The organism is Candidatus Nitrotoga sp. 1052 (assembly GCF_927312905.1).
In the GTDB taxonomy this organism is placed as follows: Bacteria; Pseudomonadota; Gammaproteobacteria; order Burkholderiales; family Gallionellaceae; genus Nitrotoga.
The window spans coordinates 91,782-116,767 of the sequence record NZ_CAKMHQ010000029.1 but is presented as its reverse complement, the minus strand read 5'-3'; the positions used below and the strand labels follow the sequence as shown (position 1 = coordinate 116,767).

The window sequence follows — 24,986 nt, the reverse complement described above, 5'->3', positions numbered from 1 at the left end:
ACCAATCTCATGCATCGCTTGCTCGAACGTCAATTGCGGCGCTATCTAGGCAAAGACTTTCAACCTGATGCGAGGTTACTGTCATTTCTGGAGATCATCGATAGTTATTATCATGATGTGGACAAAGAGCAACGCCTGCTGCAGAACGCCCTGTTGATGAGCACCACAGAGCTGAATGCTGTGAACGACCGTATGCGTATTCAGAACGCCGAGACAACGCGGATTTTGCTGAACACCTTGAGTGATGGCGTGTACGCCACCGATCTGGAGGGGAGGCTCACTTTCATGAATGCGACAGCCGAGAAGCTACTGGGCTGGCAAGAGAAGGAGCTGATCGGACGCCCGGTTCATGAAATCGTGCAACACCATCTTCCGGATGGTTCTTTATTTCCCGCCGAAATTAGTCCGCAGCTAAGTGTGATTCGGAACGGGGAATCGATTGACGGCAGCGGTCATTATCTCAACCGTGATAGAAAATTTTTTCCGATCGATTATCTCGCGCGTCCAATTATAGTGGGAGGGAAATTAACTGGAGCGCTAGTGTCGTTTCATGACATCAGCTTGCGTCAGGAAGCAGAAAATAATTTACGTATGGCCTATGATCGCCTCAGAGAAACGCTGAGTGAACTGGAATTCCAAAAATACGCCCTGGATCAGCACGCCATCGTGAGCATGACCGACCCAAACGGCAAAATCATCTATGCCAACAATAAGTTCAGCGAGCTCAGTCAATACAGTAACGAAGAATTGATAGGGCAAGATCATCGCGTCTTGAATTCAGGCTACCATCCCTACGAATTCTTTAGGGAAATGTGGAAGACCATTGGTTGCGGCAAAATTTGGCATGGTGAAGTGAAAAACCGTCGTAAAGATGGCATTCACTATTGGGTAGACTCCACCATTGTTCCGTTCATGAATGACCAGGGGCACCCTGTCCGCTATATTTCCATCCGCACTGACATCACTGCTCGTAAGGAGATCGAACTAAAGCTGCAGGAGCAAAGGGCATTTTACGAGTACATCAGCGAAACTTTGGGTGAAGGTTTGTATGTACAGGACATAAATGGGCGATGCACCTACATGAACTCAGAGGCGGAGAGGTTGTTAGGATGGACGCGCGCAGAATTTATTAGTAAGCCTGTGAATGAAATTTTATACAAACAAACGACTGACCGCTATCTGTTGTTAGGTCAGGATTGCCATCCTACATTGGAGACGAAAAATAAAGTTGGTTCACACTGCGATGATCAGTATTTCGTGCGCAAAGATGGAACAGTATTTCCGGTCGAATTTTCGTCGCAAACAATCATGCGCGATGGCGTGGTCGAAAGTGTGGTTGTGGCGTTCCAGGACATAACTGAGCGCAAAAAGAGTGAGGAAAAATTACGGCAGGCGAAGAACGTCGCGGAACAAGCGAACAAGGTCAAAGGCCAATTTTTGGCCAATATGAGTCACGAGATACGCACGCCTATGAACGGCATCATCGGCATGACCGAATTAGCGCTGGGTACCGAATTAAGCCATGAGCAGCGAGAGTACCTAAGCTTGGTCAAATCGTCTGCTGACGAGCTTATGCATATCATCAACGATATCCTGGATTTTTCCAAGATCGAATCGGGTAAGATGAACATCGAGATAGTCGAATTCTCGCTAGAGCAATTATTGCACAACACAATGAAGTCGTTTGCTGTGCGTGCGCACCAGAAGAAACTGACATTGTTGCTGAATGTCGCACCCGATGTGCCACACCGTGTGCTTGGCGACCCCGGCCGTTTGCGTCAGGTGATCGTCAACCTAGTGGGCAATGCCATAAAATTTACTGAGTCTGGTGAGATTGAAGTGGCAGTACAACGCCTGGACAATGTACGGGACAAGCACGCCAATCTGCGCTTCAACGTGCGCGATACTGGCACCGGCATTCCACGTGATAAATTCAAAACCATCTTCAAGTCATTCTCTCAGGCTGACACAACAACCACACGCAAATATGGCGGCACCGGCTTGGGGTTGACCATCTCCGCGCAGCTTATTGGATTGATGGGGGGAAAGATCGGATTGGAAAGCGAGTTGGGCAAAGGTAGCTCGTTCCACTTTATTCTTGTCATGCCCGCAATCGCTGCCAATGCTCTGGCACAAAATCAACATACTGCGCAATTCCGCGAATTAGGCATTCCTGGTTACATGATGAAACCGCTGTCAGAGTCTAACTTGCAGGAGTCTATCATGGCCGCACTGGTCGAACCACCACAGCAATTGGAACCACTCATCATGCGTCATGCTTTGCGCGACACGCGGCGCAAGCTGAATTTTCTGCTGGCGGAAGACAACGCGGTGAACCAGAAGCTCGTGGTCCTTTTGCTTAAAAAATTGGGACATACAGTGACCGTGGCGAACAATGGTATCGAGACACTGCTACACTGGCATAACAGACAGTACGATGCGATCCTTATGGATGTGGATATGCCGGAAATGAACGGTTACGAGACGACCCGGCGTATTCGCGAGAAAGAGCAAACCAGCGGTGCGCATATCCCCATCGTGGCAATGACCGCCCATGCGATGCAAGGTGTGCGTGAGGAATGTTTGCGTCGCGGTATGGATGGCTACCTGTCTAAACCGATCGATACCGAAGCGTTGTGGCGTGAGCTGGATAGTGTGACGCAATGCATTCAGGAAGACACTGAAAAGAAAGTGATGCCTCCTGTGCAGTTGGCTGTGGCCGATTTCAGCAAGACGCGACAGATAATGGACGACAACCGCGAATTGTTCGAAGAGATCGTATGTCTGTTCTTGGCAGATACCCCACCACATATGCAACGCATCAAGGAGGCACTCACTCAGGGCGATGCCAATACAGTGCTCCACAGCGCGCACTCGCTGAAATGCATGGTTGGTACCTTCGTTGCAGAGCGCACTATGCAGGCCCTTGCTATAGTCGAGAAAAGCGTCGGGCAGCATGGGTTGGTAGAAGCAGTTATGGAGCTAGACGCGTCATTGTCCGAGCTGCAAGCCACCATCCGCGCCTATAGATGGTGATTGCAGAAATTGCCAGGATTCCCCGAGTGTCGGTTTAATCGCACTAACTGAGCAGGAGCCGGATTATTGGTGAATTTATAAAGCTCGCAGTGGGATCAGGATGTCATGGCACTCGGTTAAGCTCTCGCTGAGCATAAAGGAGGTCACGAGCGACTTGACGTGGCACGGTTAACAGCGGAAGGTTTTTGGGCCGTCGTTTCTTCGCGCGAGGCTCACCATGAAGTGAAAGCTAGATCAGTAGTTCACTCCAATCAGGAATGCATCTTAACGCTGCGATGATTTGATGCTACTGTGTAATGCCTGCTCTCATGAATTAATGATCATGACCTTATCTGCTAACGAAAAACCACATAAAAACATATTCGAGACTATTCTTGCGCGGCGTTCTGTACGCGCTTATGCGCCAAATGAACTTGACCGCAACACCATTCAAAAATTGCTGGAAGCCGCCGTGCGCGCGCCCACAGCCATGCATGAAGAGCCGTGGGCATTTATCGTGGTGCAGAACAGACAGGTTTTAAAACAATTGTCTGATCGTGCCAAGCCTCTTTTCATCGAGAGATTGCATCGCACCCACCATACAAATGTCCATGCAATAGATACTTTCTCCAACCCGGATTTCAATATCTTCCATAACGCAGGCACGCTCATCGTCATCTGCGCCAAACCATCTGGCCATTTTGTTGAAGCTGACTGCTGGCTGGCGGCGGAGAACCTGATGTTAGCGGCCTGCGCCATCGGGTTGGGCAGTTGCGTTATAGGCTCTTCTGTTGAGGCGCTGAACACTCCAGAGGCGAAAGCAGAACTCAACATTCCGGCAGAATTTGACGCAGTAGCGCCGATCATCGTGGGCGTACCGAGCGGAGAAACCGCCGCAACTTCAAGAAAAAAACCCTTGATTCTTGCCTGGAAACAATGAGCCCACAGCCGCTCGCGCCAATCAATCGGTGCCAATTAAACATGACCTCATTAAAATGCGCAGCATTTGATTTTCTAGTGTCTGAAATAGGCAGGGTACTCGAGTAATCAAACTGATTTTGAATTTCTACATATTCAAGGTTATTTTCAAATATTGGGGAATTGCATGTTTGGTCCCATGCAGACGCTTAAGTATTTAAATGCTTTTAAAATGTTGTGCCATTGATCTAAATCCAGACCATGAACTCCGAGCGCGACCATAATAAGGACATGATGTCACCTGAACAGGCAGACAACAAGTTTGGTTTGCATCCAGACGTACTCAAGCTGGGTCTAGTGAGCTTTTTGACTGACCTTAGCTCCGAGATGATTTTTTCCGTTTTCGCGATTTTTTTTACAACCATCGCAGGGGCATCAGCCGCTTTGCTTGGCATGATCGAGGGATTTGCCGATTTGTCCGCATCCTCGTTGAATTACTTAGCTGGCTGGTTGTCAGATCGAACCGGAAAACGCAAAGTCTTCGCTCTGGCCGGATATGGTTTCTCCACGCTGGCTAAAATCATTTTGTTAATCACCAGTTCGGTCGTGGGACTCGGTATATTTCGTGTCATCGAGCGGCTGGGCAAGGGATTCCGCGGGCCGCCACGAGATGCCTGGCTTTCGGCAGTATCCGACAAAGACACAAGGGGATATTCGTTCGGAGTACACAAGGCTCTCGACAAGTCCGGAGCCGTTCTTGGCCCGCTTGTGGCGTACGGTCTGCTTTCGTGGCTTGGGGACGGGGCCTCTACGTTTCAAATACTGTTCTGGGTAGCGCTCATTCCTGCCTTACTCGGCATCGTGGTCTTGAGTCTCATCAAGGATCAGCCAGGGGTTCAGCACCCACGTGAGAATATGTTCGAAACATGGAAAATCCTCAGCCCTGAATTCAAGCGCTATCTCGTCGCAGCAGGAATCTTTTCGCTGGCCTATTTCAGTTTCGGCTTTCTACTGTTACGTGCACACAGCGTCGGTTTTTCAGTCAAGAATATCGTGTTGCTTTACGCCTTGTTCAATATTGCATTCGTTGTTGCATCACCGCTGATAGGCAAACTTGGGGATAGTTTTGGGAGGGCGCGGATAATAATGCTGGGCTATCTGATCTATCTGTTGATGAGCCTCGGCTTCGCATTCGCGACCACACAATGGCAGGTCATTGTTCTGTTCATCATTTATGGCGTGTTTTATGCGATCGACGAAGCCCAAAGCAAGGCGTTTATAGCAGACATCGAATTGGAGCGGCGCGCGTCTGCGATCGGTGTCTACAATTTTGTGACCGGCCTTATCTACCTGCCTGCATCGCTAATAGCTGGGGCGTTGTGGTTGATGCATCCGTCCAGCGCTTTCCTTGTGGCCGCGTGTCTCGCCTTTACCGCACTGACGGTGTTCGTATTCTTGCGGCCAGACCAAAAGCGCTGATCTGTCGCATCCTCCTGCTAAGCTGATCCGATGAAATGATCGCTATTCAACGCGTTGATGCTGGCGCGACCGGAATCAGCCAATTTAGCGCGCTGACTAGAGAACATGTACTGGGTTGTGTCGCCACACACGCTGCATCAACTCAAGTGAAAGCACTCATTGCCTCCTGTGCATTGATGGTAGTCGCTGGCCTGCTACACCGTAGAAAAAATTATTGCCGCCAAAACTTAAAATTCTACCAAGACGCATGCATCTTCGGTCTAGATAACGGGATAACCAAGTCATATAAAATTATAAAAGCCACCTCAGGCTCTGGCTATTCGAAGTGTACAGTGCGATTGCGACCAGAAGCCTTGGCTTGGTACACTGCTTCGTCAGAGTGCTTTATCAATTGCTGCAGTAGTTCTGGGCTGCGCGCGTCCGATGAAGTAGCCACACCGATACTGACCGTGATTGAATTGCCTGCAACCTTCACCTCTCGTACATGGTCATGTACCCGTTGAGCGGTACACTCGGCACCAGTATGATCAGCAAACGGCAGCCAAAGGGCAAACTCTTCGCCGCCGTAGCGCACGGCCAGATCACTCACGCGCATGCTCGCTTGCAATTGACGTGCCAAAGCAGTAAGTACGCAATCTCCCTCGTCATGGCCATATTGGTCATTGACCGCTTTGAAATGGTCCACATCTACCAGCAGCAAAGAAGCATGAGCGCCGTCCGTTACCTGTGACTGCCAATGCGTAATGGCAATTGCCAGTGCACGACGGTTAGCCATGCCTGTCAATGGATCGGTTTGACTGAGTTCTGTGAGTTCAATATTTGCAGTTTCAACCATATGGGTGCGCTGAGATAATTGGCTATGCAATTCCTTAAGCTCTTTATGGGACTGGGCTAAGCTGGCTGCCATACGTTGTGCATCGCCACGCGCTTGCAATAATTCTGCCTCGAAGAGGCTGCGCTGTAACGCTACAAAAAAAACCCAGTAGTAACTATCAGCCCCCTCAAACTGCCCCATCTGGCAGTTCATCATCATGGGAATGCGCTGGTTGTTGGAATCGTTCAGATGTAAATACAATTCCCTCACACTTTCCTGTCGAAGCAACATCGGCCAGACATGGGTTTGCAAAAAAATACGGCTGGCAAGTGGAAACAGCTTGTCCATCGATTTTTGCTGCCATTGTTCTGCTGATCCTCCCACTATCGCTAACAAATCAATGTTGGCGGCTAGTATTTTACCCATCCTGTCAGTGACTAGAACTGGGCAAGGTAGCTGGTTCAGCTGATCCATAAAATATAAATAGCCTTGTTAAGGCAAGGATAGATTATTAAAATAATTACGCATGGCTTCCGCCACCAAAAATGGCTGACTCATATGTCCACAATGCCCAACCACATCCAACACCTTAAGCGTGCTACCTTGCAAATGGGCATGCATATACTCGCCGACTCCAAGTGGCGCCAATGCGTCTTCACGGTGCTGAAGAATCAAACAGGGGCGCGACACCAGTGGTAGGTCGGCCCGGTTATCGGAGAAAAATGTGGTTTGCGCAAATACTCTGGCAACCGTGGGATCTGTGGAGCAAAAACTGTCCGACAATTCACCTGTCAATGCTCCTGCTTCTGTCTCACCCGAGACCACCGGAGCCAGATAGTTAGCCCAACCTATATAGTTCTGATCCATCAGGGATAACAGACCCTCTAGATCTTCGCGCTCAAAGCCTCCTAGGTAATCAGGGGGGTGATTCAAAAAACAGGGGGAAGGACCGAGCAGCACCAAGCGATCAAATAGTTCTGGTCGTGCAATAGAAGCCAGCAAACCTACGCTGCAGCTCACCGAATGCCCTACAAACGTCACCCCATTGCTTAAACCCAGCGCGTCACAAACATCCAAAACATCCTGTGCATAACCTTGCAGACTGGAATAACGCTTCACATCGAACGATGCTAGATCGGACTTGCCACTGCCAACATAGTCAAACAGCACTTGACGATGGGTAGACTCAAAGTAGGGCGTAACCTGGTTCCACATAGTCTGGTTGCAACCAAAGCCATGGGCATATAGTAGCACTGGGCCATTATTGGCCTGTACATGAACATTATTACGGTTAAGAATATTCAAGTAACTCTCCAATAACAACATTTATTAAACATATTTTTCATCTTATATGTTCCTAGGTGGCCTGGAAATACAAGCTGATTGCCTGTGTTTTGACCGGCTAAAATAAAGCACTCCGCAGTCAAAGTAATGTTGTGGGTAGTATGTCATCAAATAGGAATATGCATATCGGCATAGCACTTGTCGTATTTATTGGTGCACCAGATTTACTTATCCAATCCAAATTCCTGAATCTTGCGTGTCATCGTGTTACGCCCCATGCCCAAGAGGGTAGCGGCTTCTATGCGCCTGCCATCGGTGTGTTTCAGTGCCTGGGTGATAAGTGTGCGTTCGAACTGCTGGCTTAAACTGCCTAGTATATTTTGATCGCCACGTTGCAATGCAAGCGCGACCTGTAGACCCAATTCGTACCGCCAATCGTCGGACGGGGCGTCAGTAACGGCGGATGCCTCGCGCCACTCGAGTGGCAGGTCGGCAATTTCTATCTGTTGTGATGGTGTCATTACAGTGAGCCAGTGACAAAGGTTTTCCAGTTGCCGCACATTGCCGGGAAAATTCTGTGTTGCAAGATAATTCAGTGTGTCCTCGCTGAAGGTCTTTTGTTCGACAGCAAGTTCACCTGCTTTTTTCTGCAAAAAATATTTCGCCAACAAGGGGATATCCACGCGCCTTTCACGTAGCGGTGGAAGACGCAAACGGATGACGTTGAGGCGGTGAAATAAATCTTCACGAAATAAACCTTCTTTTACCCTCTCATCAAGATTCTGGTGCGTGGCGGCAATAATGCGTACATTAGTTTTAATCGGCTGATGCCCACCAACGCGGTAATAATTTTTGTCCGACAGCACGCGCAATAAACGTGTCTGCAGCTCCGCCGGCATGTCGCCGATTTCGTCAAGAAACAGTGTGCCCCCTTCGGCTTGCTCAAAACGGCCGCGGCGGGCAGTGGCCGCGCCGGTAAATGCACCGCGTTCATGGCCAAACAATTCGGATTCGAGCAAATCTTTTGGAATAGCCGCAGTGTTAATGGCGATGAAGGGTTCGTTGGCGCGCGGACTGTGGCGATGCAGAGCATGTGCTACCAGCTCCTTGCCGGTACCGGATTCGCCGTTGATGATCACAGTTGCATGGGAGTGTGCGAGCCGTCCAATAGCGCGGAACACTTCCTGCATCGCTGGTGCTTGCCCCAGGATATCAGGTGCAGGTGCGTCTGGTTGCTCTTCTGCAGGTGCATCAGCGCGCAGGCTTTGTTCCAGCGCGCGGCGTATTAATGCGACAGCCTGGTCGACGTCAAACGGCTTGGGCAGATACTCAAATGCTCCACCTTGAAATGCAGACACCGCGCTTTCCAGATCAGAATAAGCAGTCATGATAATGACTGGCAAACTCGGAATTCCTTCTCTTATTTTTTGCAAAAGATCCAGCCCAGAGCTGCCGGGCATCCGGATATCGCTGATGACAACTTGCGGTGTGCCGTGCTGCAGCGCGGCTAATGCTTCATCGGCCGAGGCGAAGCTTGTAAAGTTGATGTCCGAACGTGTCAAGGCTTTTTCCAGGACCCAGCGTATGGAGCGGTCATCATCAATGATCCAAACAGGTTTCATATTGGTTCCCATTTTGTTCACTTTATTTTAGCGGCAGCATTACAGAGAAGCAGGTACGTCCCGGCTCACTGTCAAACTCTATGCTGCCTTCATGTTGGCTGACAAAATCTTGCGCCAGGGTCAGTCCCAGGCCATGTCCATTGTCACGGCCAGAGACCAGTGGATAAAATATCTTGTCGTGCAAATGTACGGGGATGCCAGGGCCATTGTCGATGACCTGAACGATTACCGCCAAGCGATGGCGTTTTTTCATCAATGTTACTTGGCGTGAGATGCGTGTGCGTAGCACAATATTACCTTGTCCCTGCATGGCCTGCGCAGCATTACGCACGAGATTCAGGATTGTCTGAATAAGTTGTTCCTTGTCGCCCATTAGCACTGGCAGGCTGATGTCGTAGTCGCGCTGGATAGACATATTTTCTGGGAATTCAGCTAAAACTACGCTACGCACGCGTTCAAGAACTTCGTGAATGTTGAGGGAGCTAAAATTGGGCTTATGTTGCGGGGTGAGCAGTTTTTCCATTAGTGAAACCAAACGGTCGGTTTCCTGAATGACGACTTGGGTGTATTCACGCAGGCCGGGTTTCTCCAATTCATGTTCCAGTAGTTGTGCGGCGCCTCGTATGCCACCCAAAGGGTTCTTGATTTCATGTGCCAGATTGCGTAACAGAAGACGGTTAGCTTGAGTCTGGTCTAGCATCTGTTCTTCGCGCGCTAACTTTAGCGGACGATCAATAGTATGAAATTCAAGTAGCAAATATTTGTTTAATTGTAGTGGCGTGGCGGTGCAGCGCAAATGCAGCTTGCCATGTGGAGGTATACCCAACGTAAGGTCATGTTCAATATAGCTGGCGTTATTGGTTAGTGCATGCTGCATTGCAGCATCAAGTTGCTCAGTGTGGGTGAAAACATGCTGCACCGAATGGCCGATCAGACTTTTGCTGCTTAAGGCAAACAGGTTTTCCGCAGCCGGATTGAGGTAAGCGATATGCGACTGCCCATCCAGTAGAATTACTGCAGTGGCGAGGTGTTCAAAGGTAGGTAAAAAGGTTTCGGCCATAAGCATTTTTACTCTTTGAAATGATTGCTCCATGGTTTATTAATAAATCTATCACAAACCCAAATACAAATTAGACGACAACTATACGCAATGGTTTTACCGGATCAGCTTTTAATAAATACTGCAAAATTTGCAGTAAAAAATATTCTTTGTGAATTTACTATTGTGACGGCTACCATTCCGACAACCGTCAAATTAACACATCACATTGCCCTACAATTGAGCATGTTTATTCATTCTGCCATAAGTAGCATACAAGAGCATGCCGGTAAAAATCGAACCTCCAATTAAGTTGCCCAGCGTGACCGGAACTTGATTCCAGAACAACCATTGATAAATACTGATGTCGGCACCCAATAGCATCGCGGTAGGTATTACGAACATATTGACGACACAGTGCTCAAACCCTAGCGCAAAAAATGTCATGATCGGCAGCCAGGGAGCGATGATTTTTCCAATGGTTGAAGTGGAGATCAAACCCAAAACCACGCCTAAAGTCACCATCCAATTGCAGAGGATGCCATTTATAAAGGCAGCGAGCCAGCCAATTGAACCTGTATGCTGGTAAGCAAGCGTTTTAGCCTGAGCAACTGCAATAATTTTTTCTGCTAATCGGCCACCCGGGGCAGGCGAAGTTCCAGTCAGTGCCAATGCCAGCAACCCACCAAAAAACAGGCTACCCAGCAAGTTCCCTAGAAAAACCCAGCACCAATTTCGCAACATCTCCCTGCAACTTATTTTTCCGTCAGCGACACTCATCGGTAACAGCGCAAAGCTGCCCGTGACCAATTCCAATCCGAGTAGTACGATCATCACGAAGCCGACGGGGAAAATAATCCCCATCACCAGTGCAGCCGCGCCTCCCGTAAATCCATCTGATACTCTGAACGCAAGTGCAGTCGCAAAACCCAGCAGTACCCCCGAAAGGAAACCTCGAAGCAGCATATCCCGAACACTGAGAGATGCTTTTTTCTCGCCGACAACAACAAGTTGCGCTATTAACTTGATAGGTTGTACGTAATCCATTTTCATCACCTTTATCGTTATGAAATTAACCTTCGGGTAATTCTGTAATCTTATGCAAGCGATAAATACACCACATTATTTTCTACCTTGACCGGATAAGAGCGCGTGCACCCCACGTCCGGCGCCACTGCTTTGCCGTCATCCAGGCAGATATTCCAGCCATGCAGCGGACAGGCTACTTTCTTCCCAAATACGATGCCTTGTGACAGGTGGCCTCCCTTATGCGGGCACCGATCGAGCAACGCAAACACCTCTCCCTCTGCAGTGCGGAACAGTGCGATGTCCCCCTGTTTTGTCGTAACTACGCGCGCGCCCAGAGGTGGTATTTCTTCTAAAGTTGTGACTTCATGCCAAGTGTTCATGCTTTGCCCCTTTTTAAATTGCCAGCGATTCGAATTCACGCGCATTGATGTTTTCTTTGGCCCATGGGTTTGTTGCACCTTGCAGCGCATATAGCAATCTCGCGTATAAAGCTTTGCGATTGGCTGCATTCTCTACCACGTGTTTCTTGACATGGTCCAGACCAACCCGTTCGACGTAATGCACTGTGCGGTCCAGGTAATATGCTTCTTCGCGATAAAGCTGGGCGAATGCGCCGGTGTACTCCATCACTTCATCGTGAGTCTTTACCTTCACCAGAAATTGCGCGACCACTGTCTTGATTCCGCCGTTACCCGCCACATAGATTTCCCAACCTGATTCCACGCCGATAATGCCCACATCTTTAATGCCTGATTCCGCACAGTTACGCGGGCAGCCAGACACGGCAACCTTGAATTTGTGCGGCATCCACATATGGTCAAACGCGCGCTCGATGTCGATACCCATCTGCGTCGAGTCTTGCACACCGAAACGGCACCACTCGCTGCCCACACAGGTTTTGACCGTGCGCAAGGCTTTTCCATAGGCGTAGCCTGATGGCATGTCCAGATCCGCCCACACCTTCGGCAAGTCTGTTTTTTGCACGCCGAGTAAATCGATGCGTTGCCCCCCAGTCACCTTAACCGTCGGGACGTTGTATTTTTCTGCTACATCAGCTATGCGGCGCAGTTGCTGCGGAGTGGTGATGCCGCCGTACATGCGCGGCACTACCGAGAATGTGCCGTCCTTTTGTATATTGGCGTTGGCGCGCTCATTGATGTAGCGTGATTGTGGATCGTCTTTTGCTTCATGCGGCCAAGCGCATAGCAGATAATAGTTCAATGCCGGCCTGCACTTGGCACACCCATTTGTAGTGTTCCAGTTAAGGAATATCATGGCTTGCGAGATCGAAATCAACTTCTCCTCGCGGATTGCTTTGCGTACTTCTTCATGACTGTGAGTAGTGCAGTCACATAAAGGCTTCACAGTCGTAGCTTGTGGCGCATAAGCCCCCCCGACAGTGGAGGCGAGAATTTGTTCGACCAGACCGGTACATGAACCACAGGAAGCAGACGCCTTGGTGTGCTTGCGTACATCCTCCAGCGTGAACAGCCCTTGTTCCTTGATGGCCTTGACGATCGTCCCTTTGCACACTCCATTGCAGCCGCAGACTTCCATCGCGTTTGTCATGGTGGCCGCAAGGTTTTGCCCTTGAGAGCCGGCATTGCCTAGATGGGATTGGCCGAATATTAATTGGTCACGGATTTCGGCGACATTTTTACCATCACGTATCATCTGGAAATACCACGAGCTATCCTTGGTATCGCCATACATCACTGCGCCGATCAGCGTATTGTTGTTCAGTACCAGTTTTTTGTATCTCCCGCTGGTGACATCGTGCATGACGATCTCATTTGTTTCTTTGCCGCCAGTAAAATTACCGGCTGAAAATAAATCTACTCCAGTGACTTTGAGCTTGGTGGAGGTAACCGAGCCTTGGTAGTATGCGATTCCCATGCGCGCCAGATGATTAGCGCAGACCTTGGCCATGTCGAATAGCGGGGCGACCAAACCGTAAGCGATGCCGCGATGTGAAACGCACTCACCCACTGCGTAGATACTGGGGTCATATGTTTGCATGGTGTCGCTCACCACAATGCCGCGATTACAGTAAATCCCGGCTGATTCTGCCAGCGCAACATTCGGGCGGATGCCAACCGCCATCACCACCAAGTCGGCAGGGATCTCACTGCCATCCTTGAAGCGAATCGACTTTACGCGGCCATGTCCATCGTCTACCAACTCTTGAGTCTGCTGCTCCAACATGAATTTCAAACCCTTGGCTTCCAAAGCGGATTGCAACATTTTTGCTGAATTTTCATCCAGTTGGCGTTCCATCAGCCATGGCATGATATGCACCACGGTGACATCCATACCTCTAAGTGCCAAGCCATTGGCGGCTTCCAGCCCGAGCAGACCACCGCCGATGACCACCGCATGTTTATATTTTTCCGCTGCGGCTATCATCGCGTTGGTGTCCTGGATGTCGCGGTAGCCAATCACACCGGCCAATTCCTTACCGGGAACCGGCAAGATGAAGGAACTAGAACCGGTCGCCAGCAACAGTCTGTCATATTCGGCTTCTGTGCCATCCTCAGCCACCACTACCTTATTTTTTCGGGTGATACGCACGACCTTCTTGTTCAGGTGCAAGGTGATGTTGTTTTGCTTATACCAGTCAATATCGTTCAGAATAATGTCCTGGATGCCTTGTTCGCCCGCCAATACCGGTGACAACATGATGCGGTTGTAATTAGGATAGGGCTCGGCACCAAATACGGTAATGTCATACAAATCGGGAGTCAGTTTCAATAACTCTTCCAGAGTCCGTACCCCCGCCATTCCGTTACCCACCATAACCAGCTTCATTTTTTTCATGACATCGCTCCTGATTACAAAATTGTTATGCGGCCAATCGCTGCGAAACGTGTTTCGTCATTTCGGCAAATTGCACTACCTCGCCAATAACTACAATCGCCGGGCTAGCCATTTTTTCGGCAACTACCATTGATTCAAGTTGCCCCAGCGTAGTCACTACCTGCCGTTGATTAGGCAGCGTACCGTTCTGGATTGCGGCAGCGGGCATATCTGCCGATAACCCATTCGCTATCAGTTGCTGCACGATGTGCCCTAAATTGGACATTCCCATATATATAACCAGAGTGGTGCCTGTCGCCGCCAATGCCTGCCAATTCGGTTCCTCTTTTCCTTGCGTATGGCCCGTTACAAACGTTACGCCATGGGTGTAGTTTCTATGCGTAAGCGGAATGTTCAACGCGGCCGTAACCGCCATGCCGGAGGTAATGCCACTGATAACGGATACCGAAATACCAGCTTGCCGCAAAGCTTGTAGCTCCTCACCACCGCGCCCGAACATAAAAGGATCTCCGCCCTTGATGCGCGCTACCACCTTGCCTGCACGTGCCAGTGAAATCATCTGCTTATGGATGAATGCTTGTGGCGTAGAGTTACATCCCCCGCGTTTGCCCACGTGAATAATCTGCGCGCAGTCTTTGGCAAATCCCAGAACATCAGGATTCACTAAATCATCAATCAGAATGGCATCCGCCAGTCCGATGGAGCGTACTGCACCAAGAGTCAGCAGCTCCAAGCTACCTGGCCCTGCACCTATCAAATATACTTGTGCATTTTTCATATTTATTCCCATTCCTGGATGGATATTGTTGGCATATGAAGAAAACATCCCGCTACATCCACAAATTAAAAATTAAATCAGCTCATTGGTTTGATGATTAGTTATAAGCAACATTGATGCCATAATCTTATTAAATTAAATCAATAACTTATATAACATATAATATTAATTAAACTTGAACTGCACGATGTCAGTGCCATCGCTACTGGAAAGTGCATGTAATTGGTGCACTTGCAATAGAGTTACAGGACATGCGAAAGGGAGGGGCGCGGATGTATCAGTTCGGTGGTGCCGTTGGCACGATGGCTGGGGGATTTACTGGGTTATCTGGCGGGGGAGTTGCCGGTGGTAGGGTTGGTGCAGATCGAAGATATCGTACTTGCTTGATAATCAACGCGTATTCTGGAATGATTTTTTATATCGCGTCCATACAGAAGCGAGTTCCTGGTTTCAGTTCTTCGTATATCCGGTAATCCGTTTCCATCATGCCAAGAGCTTCATATGCATTTTGGGCAAGAATATTTTCTTTTTCCACATAAAGGCGAAACCCGCAAATACTTGGATTATTATTCGCAGACTCTCTAATAAAATTATAAAGCTCAGTATAAATCCCTTTACGGCGCTCACTTGGCTCGATGTAGACGCTTTGAATCCACCAAAACATACCATTTCGCCAATCGCTCCATTCCGTAGTTACCATTAGTGATCCAATAACTTCATTGTCACGTTCTGCAACCACATAAAAACCAAGATTGGGATTATTTAAAAGTTTATCGACGCCCTTTGATATTACTTCCGGTATTAATTCTTTCTGTTCTGTTTCGAGAGCCATGGCTCGATTAAATTTAGTTATAACTAAAACATCACGAATTTCAGCAAAGCGAATCAATACTTCTTGAGGCATTTTATTGTTATTTCTAATGTAGGAACATCATGCTAACTGATAAAAGATCCTTGTAAAAAGAAAAAAATGATCAATTTGTTATGCCACAACCCTATGTTGCACAACCGTTTGATACTATTTTCAGCGTATATTGCCGGTGCGCTTTCTTCAGATTTAAGTTGGTACAGGTATACAAATTTAATTCAACTCTTAGTTTTTTGTCGCTCAATAATAGCTAATGAACGTAAGCTTTCCAGCACCTGTTGTAAAACAATGGAATCACTATCTCGTGGAAACACCATATAAGCGGGTAACCTAAACTGTGTACTGCCAGGTACAAGAAACAATTTTTTAGTCTGAATTAAAGGTTCAGCTATGCGTGTAGGAAGAAAACATGATCCGCCATTGTTGATGATTAACTGTACTCCGAGCCAGCCGATATTTACAACTTGGGGAGGGCGTTCCATATCAGGGTAATAGCTATTATGCAGTTCGTAAAATGCCGGTCCCCAGTCTACATAGATGTAATCTTCATTTGGCCAAGGCTTATCCGGGTCGGTGGTCACTAACACCAGTGTTTCATCGAATAAATACTCAATCTGAAGGCCAGGGCTTTGTTGTGGTGTGTACATCAAGCTCACATCCATTCTGCCTTCGATGAGCCCGCGAATTAAATCTTCTTCAAAGCCAATTTCGCTACGAATAGAAATATCCGGCGCTAGAGTACGCAATGAGCCAACCCACCGAGGCAGCAACTCTTCCCACAAGGCGATTCGGGCCCCTACAGTAATGCTGGCGTGGAAGCGAGTGGGCAACCTAATATCATGCCGCGCTTGTTCCAGTGTTAATAAAAAGGATTTCGCATGACGAAAAAAACGTTGTCCTGGGAGTGTTAATGTTGCACCGGAGCGATTACGCACAAATAGGGTAACGCCAAGATAGGCTTCCAGTCTTTGTATGCGTGCGCTGACAGTTGATTGGGTAACATGCAGTCTATTGGCAGCTTCAAAAAAGCTGTTATTGGCGACTACACCCAAAAAAGTTCTAATCTGATCTATGTCCATAAAACTAGTATCGGATATACCGATATTAAAGTCCAATTAAAATCGTTTGTCTAATACCACGCTAACAATTTATATTCGCTGTTATGCAAATATAAATTGTTGTTAAACAGGCAGCTGATGAATTCAAATAATTCTATTTTTAATGAACAAGAAGTACTTCATGAATTGAAGCGCTTCTTGCCAAGTCAGGCTCCGCTAAAAGATTTTATTCATCACAATACCTTACATGCGTTTCAGAATTTTCAATTCTATGATGGCATTCGTCATGCATCCAAAATATTTGGTTATTTTGTCTCTCTTCAGTTAGAAGATTATAGATTGCTCTACATATCTAAACGTATCCGGGAAGACATTCTAAAAAGAATTATTGCTGAGAAAAAAGGTTTAGAGCACGCAAATGAGTGGATGAAAAATGTGCTCAGTAAAAGATATGACACATCCATCTCATCAAGAATCGGTTTATTAAGATTAAATTGGAAAAAACAATACCGTATAGATCTTGATTTATCTGTCCATCCATTTCTTTTCAGGATTCTTTGCAGCTATCTCGACCAGGGAATTTCAATATGGGGCTTCCCTGTTGGGCATAAAGGTTTTCTTTCTTCAATAAGAGAAATTGAAGAAAGCAGTTTTACAAGTTTCTTTAAAAGAAAAAGAGCTAAAGAACTCCTCCTTAAGGGCAATTGTAAGATTAAAGATTTGTTAAAAATTCTTGTTGGTGACGAATCACTTTACAAGCAATATTTATATGATCAGCAATTTGCTCATCAAGGTTGGTCGGGTATGGTGTCCACCATTGAGGATCAACCGCAATCTCTATTGAACCCAAAAAAAATATCAATTCATGACTTAATTTTTTTTGAACTCTTACTAGAGATTGATGCACTTGACTTCCAATTTGAAGAAGACTGGTTGCCTATTGGCTGCAATTTAAAAAACAGACCTGTAGAACTTTTTGATGAGGTTCCCGAAACAGAGTTGGATGAAGTCCTTTCAATTTGGCAAGATGCTTTTGAATGGTCTTATTATGATCAAGTGCTTGCCGCTATTCAATTGCAAAAAAAGAAGGAGGAATCAGCGCCATTCCACAAAAGTTTTCAAGTATTCACATGTATCGACGACAGGGAACTATCCTTCCGTCGCTACCTTGAAAGAATTGACCCCGAATGTGAAACTTTTGCAACACCTGGATTCTTTGGCGTCGAATTCTTTTTTCAACCTGAACATGGAAAATTCTATACAAAATGTTGTCCTGCACCAGTTACACCAAAATATTTAATTAAGGAAACAGAAACCAAAAAAAAGAGGAAAAAAGAAGCATATTTTTCTAAATTATCACATTCTCTTTTTCGAGGTTGGCTAATTACTCAAACATTGGGATTACTGTCAGGATTTAAACTGGCGCTGAATATTTTCCGGCCTTCCGCGATGCCTGCCATGGCATCACCGATTGCACATATGGATAAGGTTTCGAACCTTACTATTGAGAACAAAAATACGAACCATAGGGAAAAAGATTTACAAGTGGGATTTACAATCGAAGAGATGGTTCAAAGAGTAGAAACAATTTTAATAAGCATTGGACTTGTAAAAAATTTTGCATCAATTGTATATGTTGTTGGACATGGTGCAACCAGTATTAATAACCCTCATTATTGTGCTTATGACTGTGGAGCCTGTGGAGGTAGGCCTGGTTCAGTTAATGCAAGAGTATTTTGTTTTATGGCTAATCACCCTGAAGTTAGAGCAGTGTTGAGCTCAAGAGGGCTAGTAATTCCTATAGAAACACAATTTCTAGGTGCCCTTCATGATACTACGCGTGATGAGATCACTTATTTCGATGAGAACTTACTTTCTCCTGTGAATTCGACAAACCACAAAAAAAATACACCCGTTTTTGTCAAAGCTTTGGATTTAAACTCAAAAGAAAGATCGAGAAGGTTAGTGTCTATTGATACTAACTTGAGCGCCAAAAAAATTCATGAAGAAATTCTTAGGAGATCAGTTTCATTATTCGAACCTCGACAAGAACTTAACCATTCAACCAACGCAAGTTGTTTTGTCGGCAGGCGAGATTTATCAAAGGACATCTATCTAGACAGGCGGTCGTCGATGAGTTCTTACGATTACAGGCTGGATCCTGAAGGTAAATATCTTTTTAATGTTATGAAACCCATTGCCCCGGTTATGGGGGGTATCAATCTCGAATATTTTTTCTCACGTGTTGACAATTACAAACTGGGTGCAGGAACCAAACTTCCACATAATGTTATGGGACTTATTGGCGTTGCTAACGGCAGTGATGGCGACTTAAGACCAGGTCTCCCAAGTCAAATGATTGAAGTTCATGATCCTATTCGTCTCCTTGTTATTGTTGAACACTTTCCTGAAATTGTATTGGGAGCCATTAATCAGCAACCAGCAACTTATGAATTTTATATAAATGAGTGGGTTCGGCTAGTTGCAGTAAATCCAGAGACGCGCGAGATTTCTTTATTTAAAGACGGCAGCTTCTCTATTTACCGCCCATTAACACGAGCTCTTGGCTCTATATCAGATGTTATTACTTTAATTGAATCAGTTAAAGCAGCAGAATCTACTCATATAGTTGAAGCTACTAAAGAGAATTTGCCAGTCTACTTAATTAATTAAAATTTTAAAATGACTTTGCTACTCACATCAATGCTTCAATTTTTGATATTCATACCATTTTTGGGATTTATTTTTAGTCTATTTATCCCAGAAAAAATGGAAAATGCTGTCTCACGAACTGTCCTTTTCACCGTTGGTTTGCATTTAATTATTTCTTGGGTATTTCTGGTTATATGGCTACTCTATAATCATCCGACACTTGAGAAAAGTGGGATTATCCTTTTTAAAACAAAGGAATATCAATTTTTAGTTTCTTTCTATTTTGATAAGATCAGTGCCGTTTACCTATTTGTTGGTTCTGCCCTCACATTTCTGGTAACACAATACTGTCGTTGGTATCTTCATCGAGAAAGTGGTTACAAACGTTTTTTCAACATCATTCTTTTCTTTTATATTGGTTACAACATAATAATATTATCAGGGAATTTTGAAACCCTTTTTGTTGGCTGGGAGATACTTGGTCTTTCTTCATTTTTATTGATTGGATTTTATAGAGATAGATATTTGCCTGTAAAAAACGCACTCAAAGTCTTTACAGTATTTCGTATTGCCGATATGAGTTTACTTATTGTCATGTGGATGAATCATTATTTATGGCGTAAAAATATTAACTTTTCAGAATTAGCTGATAAGCAATTTGTTAGCGAAAATCTTCAAAACCATCCTCTCCTTGGTGTTCTTATTTCCCTGATGATATTACTTGCCGCCGCAGTAAAATCAGGCCAACTTCCCTTTTCTTCCTGGGTACCAAGGGCAATGGAAGGCCCAACTCCATCGAGTGCAATTTTTTACGGATCGCTTTCAGTTCATTTAGGTGCATTTCTTTTATTAAGAACATTTCCTTTTTGGGAACACCTTACTTCCATAGTAATAACTGTAATATTTATAGGTTTATTTACCAGCATTGTTGCCACAGGAATTGCACGAGTCCAATCATCCGTTAAAACGCAAATTGCCTATTCCTCGATTGCACAAATTGGACTTATTTTTATTGAAATTGCTTTAGGTTTTCACAGCCTTGCTTTGATACATTTTGCCGGAAACGCCTTTTTAAGAACCTATCAACTATTAGTTTCGCCATCGGTAGTAAGTTATATGATTCGCGAGCAATTCTATAATTTTATTCCGCGTCATTATATTGATAGAAATTCAGTCCTCAAGAAAATTGAGTATTCAATTTATTTGTTATGTCTCAAAGAGTTCAATCTGGATAGCTTCGTATATCGTTTCTTATGGAATCCATTGAAGTGGTCTGGCAGAAAACTAAATTTTTTCTCAGGAAAAGAAGTTTTTATTTTCTTTATTGCGACATATCTTATTGGCCTAATCTGCTTATTCAATGAACAGCTAATACCAAAAGAATTATACAAATACTTACCTGAAACTTTTGCATTTATTGGTTTGGTAATGCTACTCAAATCATTTGCAGAAAGAAAAAATGCTCTGCTAAGTTGGGTCTTAGTAATCGTAATGCATCTATATAGACCTCTCGCCATATCGTTAAATGGCGATATAAAAACCAATGAAATAATTTTGTATTTAAGTGGCGTAATTATTTCAGGAGTCTTAGGCTACGCTTGTCTGAATGAACTTAAATCTCACGAACACAAAATCACCTTAGATCAGTTTCAAGGTCATTCTTACGAGCATCCTAAATTGGCTTTTATTTTTTTATTAGCTTGTTTAGGCCTAATGGCATTCCCAATGACTCCAACATTTATTGGAGTAGAACTAATATTTACCCACATTCATGAAGATCAGGCCAGCCTGGTATTTTTCGCTGCCTTAAGTTACGTAATATCGGGGCTTTCATTGATCAGGATATACGCTCGTATTTTTCTTGGGCCTCATATAAAAACTTATCATGCTCATCCTAACAGGTCCTCTTAATTAGAAATTAAATGGGAAACAACCTGCCTACACTTCTAAAAACAACGTTAAAAAAGTTCATAAAACTACTATAAAGCCGGAAGTTTCTGCCCACCAATAGGAGCAACATATCATGAGTTCCATTCAATCATCTCTTCCGAAAGAGGGTATAGCCGGATTAAAGGAAAATTTTAGATCAGATTTTATTTCAGGATTTCTGGTTTTCCTGCTAGCGTTACCTCTCAGCTTAGGAATTGCGAAAGCCAGTGAGTTTCCGCCTGCGATGGGTGTGCTCACAGCCATGATTGGAGGTTTGTTTGTCAGTTTTTTTGCCGGCTCACGCCTTACCATCAAAGGTCCTGCTGCTGGCTTAATAACAATCTGTGCTGGATGCGTAACCGAACTTGGAGGCGGCCCGGAAGGATGGCATCTTGCTCTTGGCGCAATTGTAGTGGCTTCATGGATTCAAATCGTTTTAGGATTCTTGAAAGCCGGTTCGCTCAGTGATTTTATTCCGCACTCGGCCGTGCACGGGATGCTGGCTGCCATCGGAATAATCATCTTTTCTAAACAAATCCATATCTTGCTGGGAATTGACCCTTCCACATTAAAAGGACTAGATCCAATTGGTCTTTTGGCACGCATTCCCGACTCTGTCATGCACGCCAATCAACCGGTTGCATTAATTGGCATTGTCAGTTTAATAGTTTTATTCGGTATGCCGAAATTAAAAGTTAATTTCTTGAAAAAAATTCCAGCGCCAATGATCGTGCTTTTGTTTGCGATTCCAGCGGCGTTTATTTTGAGCTTCAATACAACACAACCGGCTCATGCCCTTGTTCATATCGGTGATTTCTGGGGTTCAGTAGGATACAACCCCGATTTCTCTGCAATAAACAGTTTTGTGTTCTGGAAATATGTATTCATGTTCGTTGTCGTGGGAAGCCTGGAATCATTACTTACAGTAAAAGCTGTTGATGGATTGGATCCCTGGAAGCGTCAGTCGGATTTCAACAAAGACTTGGCTGCCGTCGGAGCAGGAAATGCAGTTTCGGGATTATTGGGTGGACTTCCGATGATATCTGAAGTTGCACGTAGCTCAGCCAACGTACGCTTTGGTGGCCGCACAGTTTGGGCCAATTTCTTCCACGGTTTCTTCTTGTTGGTTGCCATGCTACTGATGATTCCCGTGATTGAAATGATTCCCAATGCTGCGCTGGCAGCCATGTTGATATTTGTTGGCTATGTACTCGCTTCACCTTCGCTATTCTACAAAACCTACAAAATTGGCAGTGAGCAATTAGTGGTTTTTTTAGTAACCATCGCCGCAACTATCACGACCGATTTACTGATAGGGATAGCCTCAGGCATCGTCGCTAAATTTTTCTTCCATATTGTAAATGGGGCTCCACTTAGTAGCATGTTCAAAGCTCGTTATACATTGAAAGAAAATGAAAACGAGTACAATTTAACCATTCAGGGTGCTGCCATATTCTCCAACTTGATGGGCTTTAAAAATGCATTCAGCCAATTAAAAGCCGGAAAAAAAGTGGGGCTGGATTTCTCCAAGGCAAAACTGGTTGACCATACTTTCATGGAATTCCTTAAACACTTTGAAGAAGAATATACTCACACGGGCGGTACAGTGATAGTAAAAGGCTTCGAACGGTTCCAGCCTTTTTCCAATCATCCACTAGCGGGAAGAAAAGTCAGCCATGGGTATCAACCCCTTGAAGAAGAATTTGTTCAAGCCAAGGGTCCACTAATTGTAAATGGTTTCGGGCGGGTTCAACTGGCGCTCCTGTTCGGAATGCTATGCGCCCTGCCATTATTGATTGTCGGAATGAGCAAGACCGAACAGGATCTAAACGTTGTCCAGCAGGATCGCACTATTCCGCTCGAACAGGTGGCGCATATTGAAGTGCTATTACTGGAAAACCGGCTCGCAATCGCGTCTACCCTGGTAACACCGACGCCCGAGATTATTAGCCACAATACAGCACAAGTCGAAGAAAATATTGCGGAAATAGAGCAGACATGGAATGCCTACATGACTAACCATCTCACACCCGCTGAAAGAACATTGGCAGAGAGGTTTGCCGCTAACCGCAATAGATTCATTAACGAGGGCCTGAAACCGGTAATAATTGCTTTACGCGCAGATGATGTTAAGGAAGCGAACAATATCGTTGTGCGAAAGGTCCGTCCCCTCTACCAGCCTGTTGGGGAAGATATACATGCGCTCGTTAAACTACAACAGGCAGATTTTTTAGCACATCACAATAAAAATAGACCTAGCTAGCCTTACTGTGTCATAAAAAAGCATGATGATAGCTTCATGACACAGAAAGGAGACATGATGGACTCATTTAATGAGTTCAATCGGTACATGGCTCATTTGTCTGAAGGGTTCGGCCATGCTGACCGGCGCGTGGGATTATTGTGCCTGTGTTGGACGTTATAGCGGCTGCTACTGGATTATCGACGATACGTGTTTTCCCCAAAGTAGGGAAAACATTCGGTGAGTATTACCCACCAGTATTGCGGCCAGCTGACTCGCTTTCTTCAACCTAGAAATCTGGTCCCAATACTAACGTAGCTCGCCACCTAAATTCAGCTACAAAACCGGACAATTCTAAAAACCCGCGACATACCTTTTTGCTGTAGTTTTTGCAGGTTTTATGGCTGCCACCTTGCTATCGTCATCCTTATTTTTAGCTTTCTTTAGACTATTCCGGAGCAGTTCAGCAAGGTCAAAAATTTGCGCCCCGCTTTGTGGTGGTTCTAATTGTTCAGGTTGAGAAACAGATTGAATGTCACCACTTTCAACTTTTTGGTGGACAAGCTCCATAATTTTATCTTTGAAAGAGTCGTGGAATTCGTCAGGATTCCATTTTGAACTCATACTATTTACCAATTGTGCTGCCATCTTTAATTCTTTATCTGTAAGGCCTGTACTTTCCGTTCCTTCAGCAGGAAGATTCAACTCTTCCCAACTACGAATTTCATCACCCCAGCGCAGCAAATTAAGGATTAGCGCAGGACCTGACGGGATAAGAGCGGCAAGATGCTGCCTGGTTTGAATAACGACGCGAGCAATTCCAATACGCTGAGTTTCAAAGAGAGTTTCTCGCAGGAGGGCGTAAACTTTTTCTCCCTTGTTGATCGGAGCAGTGAAGTATGGTCGCTCCAGATAAACGAAGGGTATGTCGGTTGCCGGCACGAATGTTTCTATCTCAATCGTTTGCGTGGTCTTTGGGTAAGCAGCTAAAATTTCTTCCGGGCTCAGAACAATATATTGACCATCTTTATATTCAAGGCCTTTGACGATGTTTTCCTTGTCAATTTCTTTGCCAGTTTTTTTGTTAATACGCTTGTACCCCACTGGATCCATACTGCGCTTGTCCAGCCAATCGAAATCCAGCCTTTTTTCATTGGTCGCGGAATAAAGGGCTATTGGAATATGCACTAAGCCAAAGGTGATAGCACCTTTCCATAAAACACGATTACTTGAAGTAGTCATAATCTGCCTTGGGCGTTATATTTTTAAGTGTGAACTACAGTAAAAAAATTCACCGATGTTAATGGGAATTAATTCGAGGCGGACGATCGCTTTTTTATTAATATTTTTTATAAAAGATTGCGCGAAAACTCAAACATGGTCGGTACGGTAACGTACAGAGCAAGTCATGCAACGGAGATAAAATTTACAAAAATAATTTT

17 protein-coding genes and 1 pseudogene are annotated in these 24,986 nt (G+C 45.4%); 7 read left to right on the top strand and 11 right to left on the bottom strand.

Going from position 1 to position 24,986, the window contains the following annotated elements:
* The first annotated feature begins 9 nt into the window (after positions 1-9).
* From MJ768_RS06450 to MJ768_RS06440, 3 genes are all read left to right on the top strand, one after another.
* On the top strand, positions 10-3,036 hold the full coding sequence (locus MJ768_RS06450) for a PAS domain S-box protein (RefSeq protein ID WP_239289098.1): 3,027 nt from the start codon (positions 10-12) through the stop codon (positions 3,034-3,036).
* Between the two features lie 322 nt (positions 3,037-3,358).
* Complete coding sequence (locus tag MJ768_RS06445; protein WP_239289097.1) at positions 3,359-3,955, top strand: nitroreductase family protein; 597 nt, start codon at positions 3,359-3,361, stop codon at positions 3,953-3,955.
* 269 nt (positions 3,956-4,224) lie between these two features.
* Positions 4,225-5,412 (top strand): MFS transporter, encoded by a 1,188-nt coding sequence (locus MJ768_RS06440; RefSeq protein ID WP_239289096.1) that lies wholly within the window; start codon positions 4,225-4,227, stop codon positions 5,410-5,412.
* A 316-nt stretch (positions 5,413-5,728) separates the two neighbouring features.
* Here MJ768_RS06440 and MJ768_RS06435 read toward each other — a convergent pair whose 3' ends face one another.
* From MJ768_RS06435 to MJ768_RS06390, 10 genes are all read right to left on the bottom strand, one after another.
* The gene (locus MJ768_RS06435) at positions 5,729-6,700 is read right to left on the bottom strand and encodes a sensor domain-containing diguanylate cyclase (RefSeq protein WP_239289095.1); all 972 of its coding nucleotides are present in this window, start codon (positions 6,698-6,700) and stop codon (positions 5,729-5,731) included.
* Between the two features lie 18 nt (positions 6,701-6,718).
* Entirely contained in the window at positions 6,719-7,531 is an 813-nt protein-coding gene (locus MJ768_RS06430) for an alpha/beta fold hydrolase (protein ID WP_239289093.1), read from the bottom strand.
* A gap of 203 nt (positions 7,532-7,734) precedes the next feature.
* On the bottom strand, positions 7,735-9,132 hold the full coding sequence (ntrC, locus tag MJ768_RS06425) for a nitrogen regulation protein NR(I) (RefSeq protein WP_239289092.1): 1,398 nt from the start codon (positions 9,130-9,132) through the stop codon (positions 7,735-7,737).
* Positions 9,133-9,154: 22 nt separating this feature from the next.
* Positions 9,155-10,192 carry a nitrogen regulation protein NR(II) gene (gene glnL / locus MJ768_RS06420; RefSeq protein ID WP_239289109.1) on the bottom strand — a complete coding sequence of 346 codons (1,038 nt, stop codon included), beginning with the start codon at positions 10,190-10,192 and terminating at the stop codon, positions 9,155-9,157.
* A 213-nt stretch (positions 10,193-10,405) separates the two neighbouring features.
* Positions 10,406-11,218, bottom strand: a complete 813-nt coding sequence (locus tag MJ768_RS06415; protein WP_239289091.1) for a formate/nitrite transporter family protein — start codon at positions 11,216-11,218, stop codon at positions 10,406-10,408.
* Positions 11,219-11,268: 50 nt separating this feature from the next.
* Entirely contained in the window at positions 11,269-11,580 is a 312-nt protein-coding gene (gene nirD / locus MJ768_RS06410) for a nitrite reductase small subunit NirD (RefSeq protein WP_239289090.1), read from the bottom strand.
* Positions 11,581-11,593: 13 nt separating this feature from the next.
* Entirely contained in the window at positions 11,594-14,017 is a 2,424-nt protein-coding gene (gene nirB / locus MJ768_RS06405; protein WP_239289089.1) for a nitrite reductase large subunit NirB, read from the bottom strand.
* A 25-nt stretch (positions 14,018-14,042) separates the two neighbouring features.
* Entirely contained in the window at positions 14,043-14,795 is a 753-nt protein-coding gene (gene cobA, locus MJ768_RS06400; protein WP_239289088.1) for a uroporphyrinogen-III C-methyltransferase, read from the bottom strand.
* Positions 14,796-15,210: 415 nt separating this feature from the next.
* Positions 15,211-15,699, bottom strand: a complete 489-nt coding sequence (locus tag MJ768_RS06395) for a GNAT family N-acetyltransferase (protein WP_239289086.1) — start codon at positions 15,697-15,699, stop codon at positions 15,211-15,213.
* A gap of 182 nt (positions 15,700-15,881) precedes the next feature.
* Positions 15,882-16,742: a LysR family transcriptional regulator gene (locus MJ768_RS06390; RefSeq protein ID WP_239289084.1), complete on the bottom strand. Its 861-nt coding sequence runs from the start codon at positions 16,740-16,742 to the stop codon at positions 15,882-15,884.
* 117 nt (positions 16,743-16,859) lie between these two features.
* On the opposite strand from MJ768_RS06390, the gene MJ768_RS06385 reads away from it, so the two are divergent.
* The 4 genes and pseudogenes from MJ768_RS06385 to MJ768_RS15370 form a co-directional block, all read left to right on the top strand.
* Complete coding sequence (locus tag MJ768_RS06385; RefSeq protein WP_239289082.1) at positions 16,860-19,394, top strand: YbcC family protein; 2,535 nt, start codon at positions 16,860-16,862, stop codon at positions 19,392-19,394.
* A 9-nt stretch (positions 19,395-19,403) separates the two neighbouring features.
* On the top strand, positions 19,404-21,284 hold the full coding sequence (locus MJ768_RS06380) for a proton-conducting transporter transmembrane domain-containing protein (protein WP_239289072.1): 1,881 nt from the start codon (positions 19,404-19,406) through the stop codon (positions 21,282-21,284).
* Between the two features lie 112 nt (positions 21,285-21,396).
* Entirely contained in the window at positions 21,397-23,565 is a 2,169-nt protein-coding gene (locus tag MJ768_RS06375) for a SulP family inorganic anion transporter (protein ID WP_239289070.1), read from the top strand.
* Between the two features lie 57 nt (positions 23,566-23,622).
* A pseudogene (locus tag MJ768_RS15370) lies at positions 23,623-23,817 on the top strand (transposase); the annotation flags it as partial.
* Between the two features lie 81 nt (positions 23,818-23,898).
* On the opposite strand, the gene ku reads toward MJ768_RS15370, so the two are convergent.
* Positions 23,899-24,786, bottom strand: coding sequence for a non-homologous end joining protein Ku (gene ku / locus MJ768_RS06365; RefSeq protein ID WP_239289068.1), 888 nt, complete (start codon positions 24,784-24,786; stop codon positions 23,899-23,901).
* Positions 24,787-24,986 lie beyond the last annotated feature (200 nt).

Bases quoted from the DNA above. Each gene is read 5' to 3' on its own strand.
- MJ768_RS06375 (WP_239289070.1), top strand. From the start codon at position 21,397: ATGAGTTCCATTCAATCATCTCTTCCGAAAGAGGGTATAGCCGGATTA.
- MJ768_RS06380 (WP_239289072.1), top strand. From the start codon at position 19,404: ATGACTTTGCTACTCACATCAATGCTTCAATTTTTGATATTCATACCA.
- cobA (WP_239289088.1), bottom strand. From the start codon at position 14,795: ATGAAAAATGCACAAGTATATTTGATAGGTGCAGGGCCAGGTAGCTTG.
- nirB (WP_239289089.1), bottom strand. From the start codon at position 14,017: ATGAAAAAAATGAAGCTGGTTATGGTGGGTAACGGAATGGCGGGGGTA.
- nirD (WP_239289090.1), bottom strand. From the start codon at position 11,580: ATGAACACTTGGCATGAAGTCACAACTTTAGAAGAAATACCACCTCTG.
- ntrC (WP_239289092.1), bottom strand. From the start codon at position 9,132: ATGAAACCTGTTTGGATCATTGATGATGACCGCTCCATACGCTGGGTC.
- MJ768_RS06415 (WP_239289091.1), bottom strand. From the start codon at position 11,218: ATGGATTACGTACAACCTATCAAGTTAATAGCGCAACTTGTTGTTGTC.
- MJ768_RS06435 (WP_239289095.1), bottom strand. From the start codon at position 6,700: ATGGATCAGCTGAACCAGCTACCTTGCCCAGTTCTAGTCACTGACAGG.
- MJ768_RS06395 (WP_239289086.1), bottom strand. From the start codon at position 15,699: ATGCCTCAAGAAGTATTGATTCGCTTTGCTGAAATTCGTGATGTTTTA.
- MJ768_RS06445 (WP_239289097.1), top strand. From the start codon at position 3,359: ATGACCTTATCTGCTAACGAAAAACCACATAAAAACATATTCGAGACT.
- glnL (WP_239289109.1), bottom strand. From the start codon at position 10,192: ATGGCCGAAACCTTTTTACCTACCTTTGAACACCTCGCCACTGCAGTA.
- MJ768_RS06450 (WP_239289098.1), top strand. From the start codon at position 10: ATGCATCGCTTGCTCGAACGTCAATTGCGGCGCTATCTAGGCAAAGAC.
- MJ768_RS06390 (WP_239289084.1), bottom strand. From the start codon at position 16,742: ATGGACATAGATCAGATTAGAACTTTTTTGGGTGTAGTCGCCAATAAC.
- MJ768_RS06440 (WP_239289096.1), top strand. From the start codon at position 4,225: ATGATGTCACCTGAACAGGCAGACAACAAGTTTGGTTTGCATCCAGAC.
- ku (WP_239289068.1), bottom strand. From the start codon at position 24,786: ATGACTACTTCAAGTAATCGTGTTTTATGGAAAGGTGCTATCACCTTT.
- MJ768_RS06385 (WP_239289082.1), top strand. From the start codon at position 16,860: ATGAATTCAAATAATTCTATTTTTAATGAACAAGAAGTACTTCATGAA.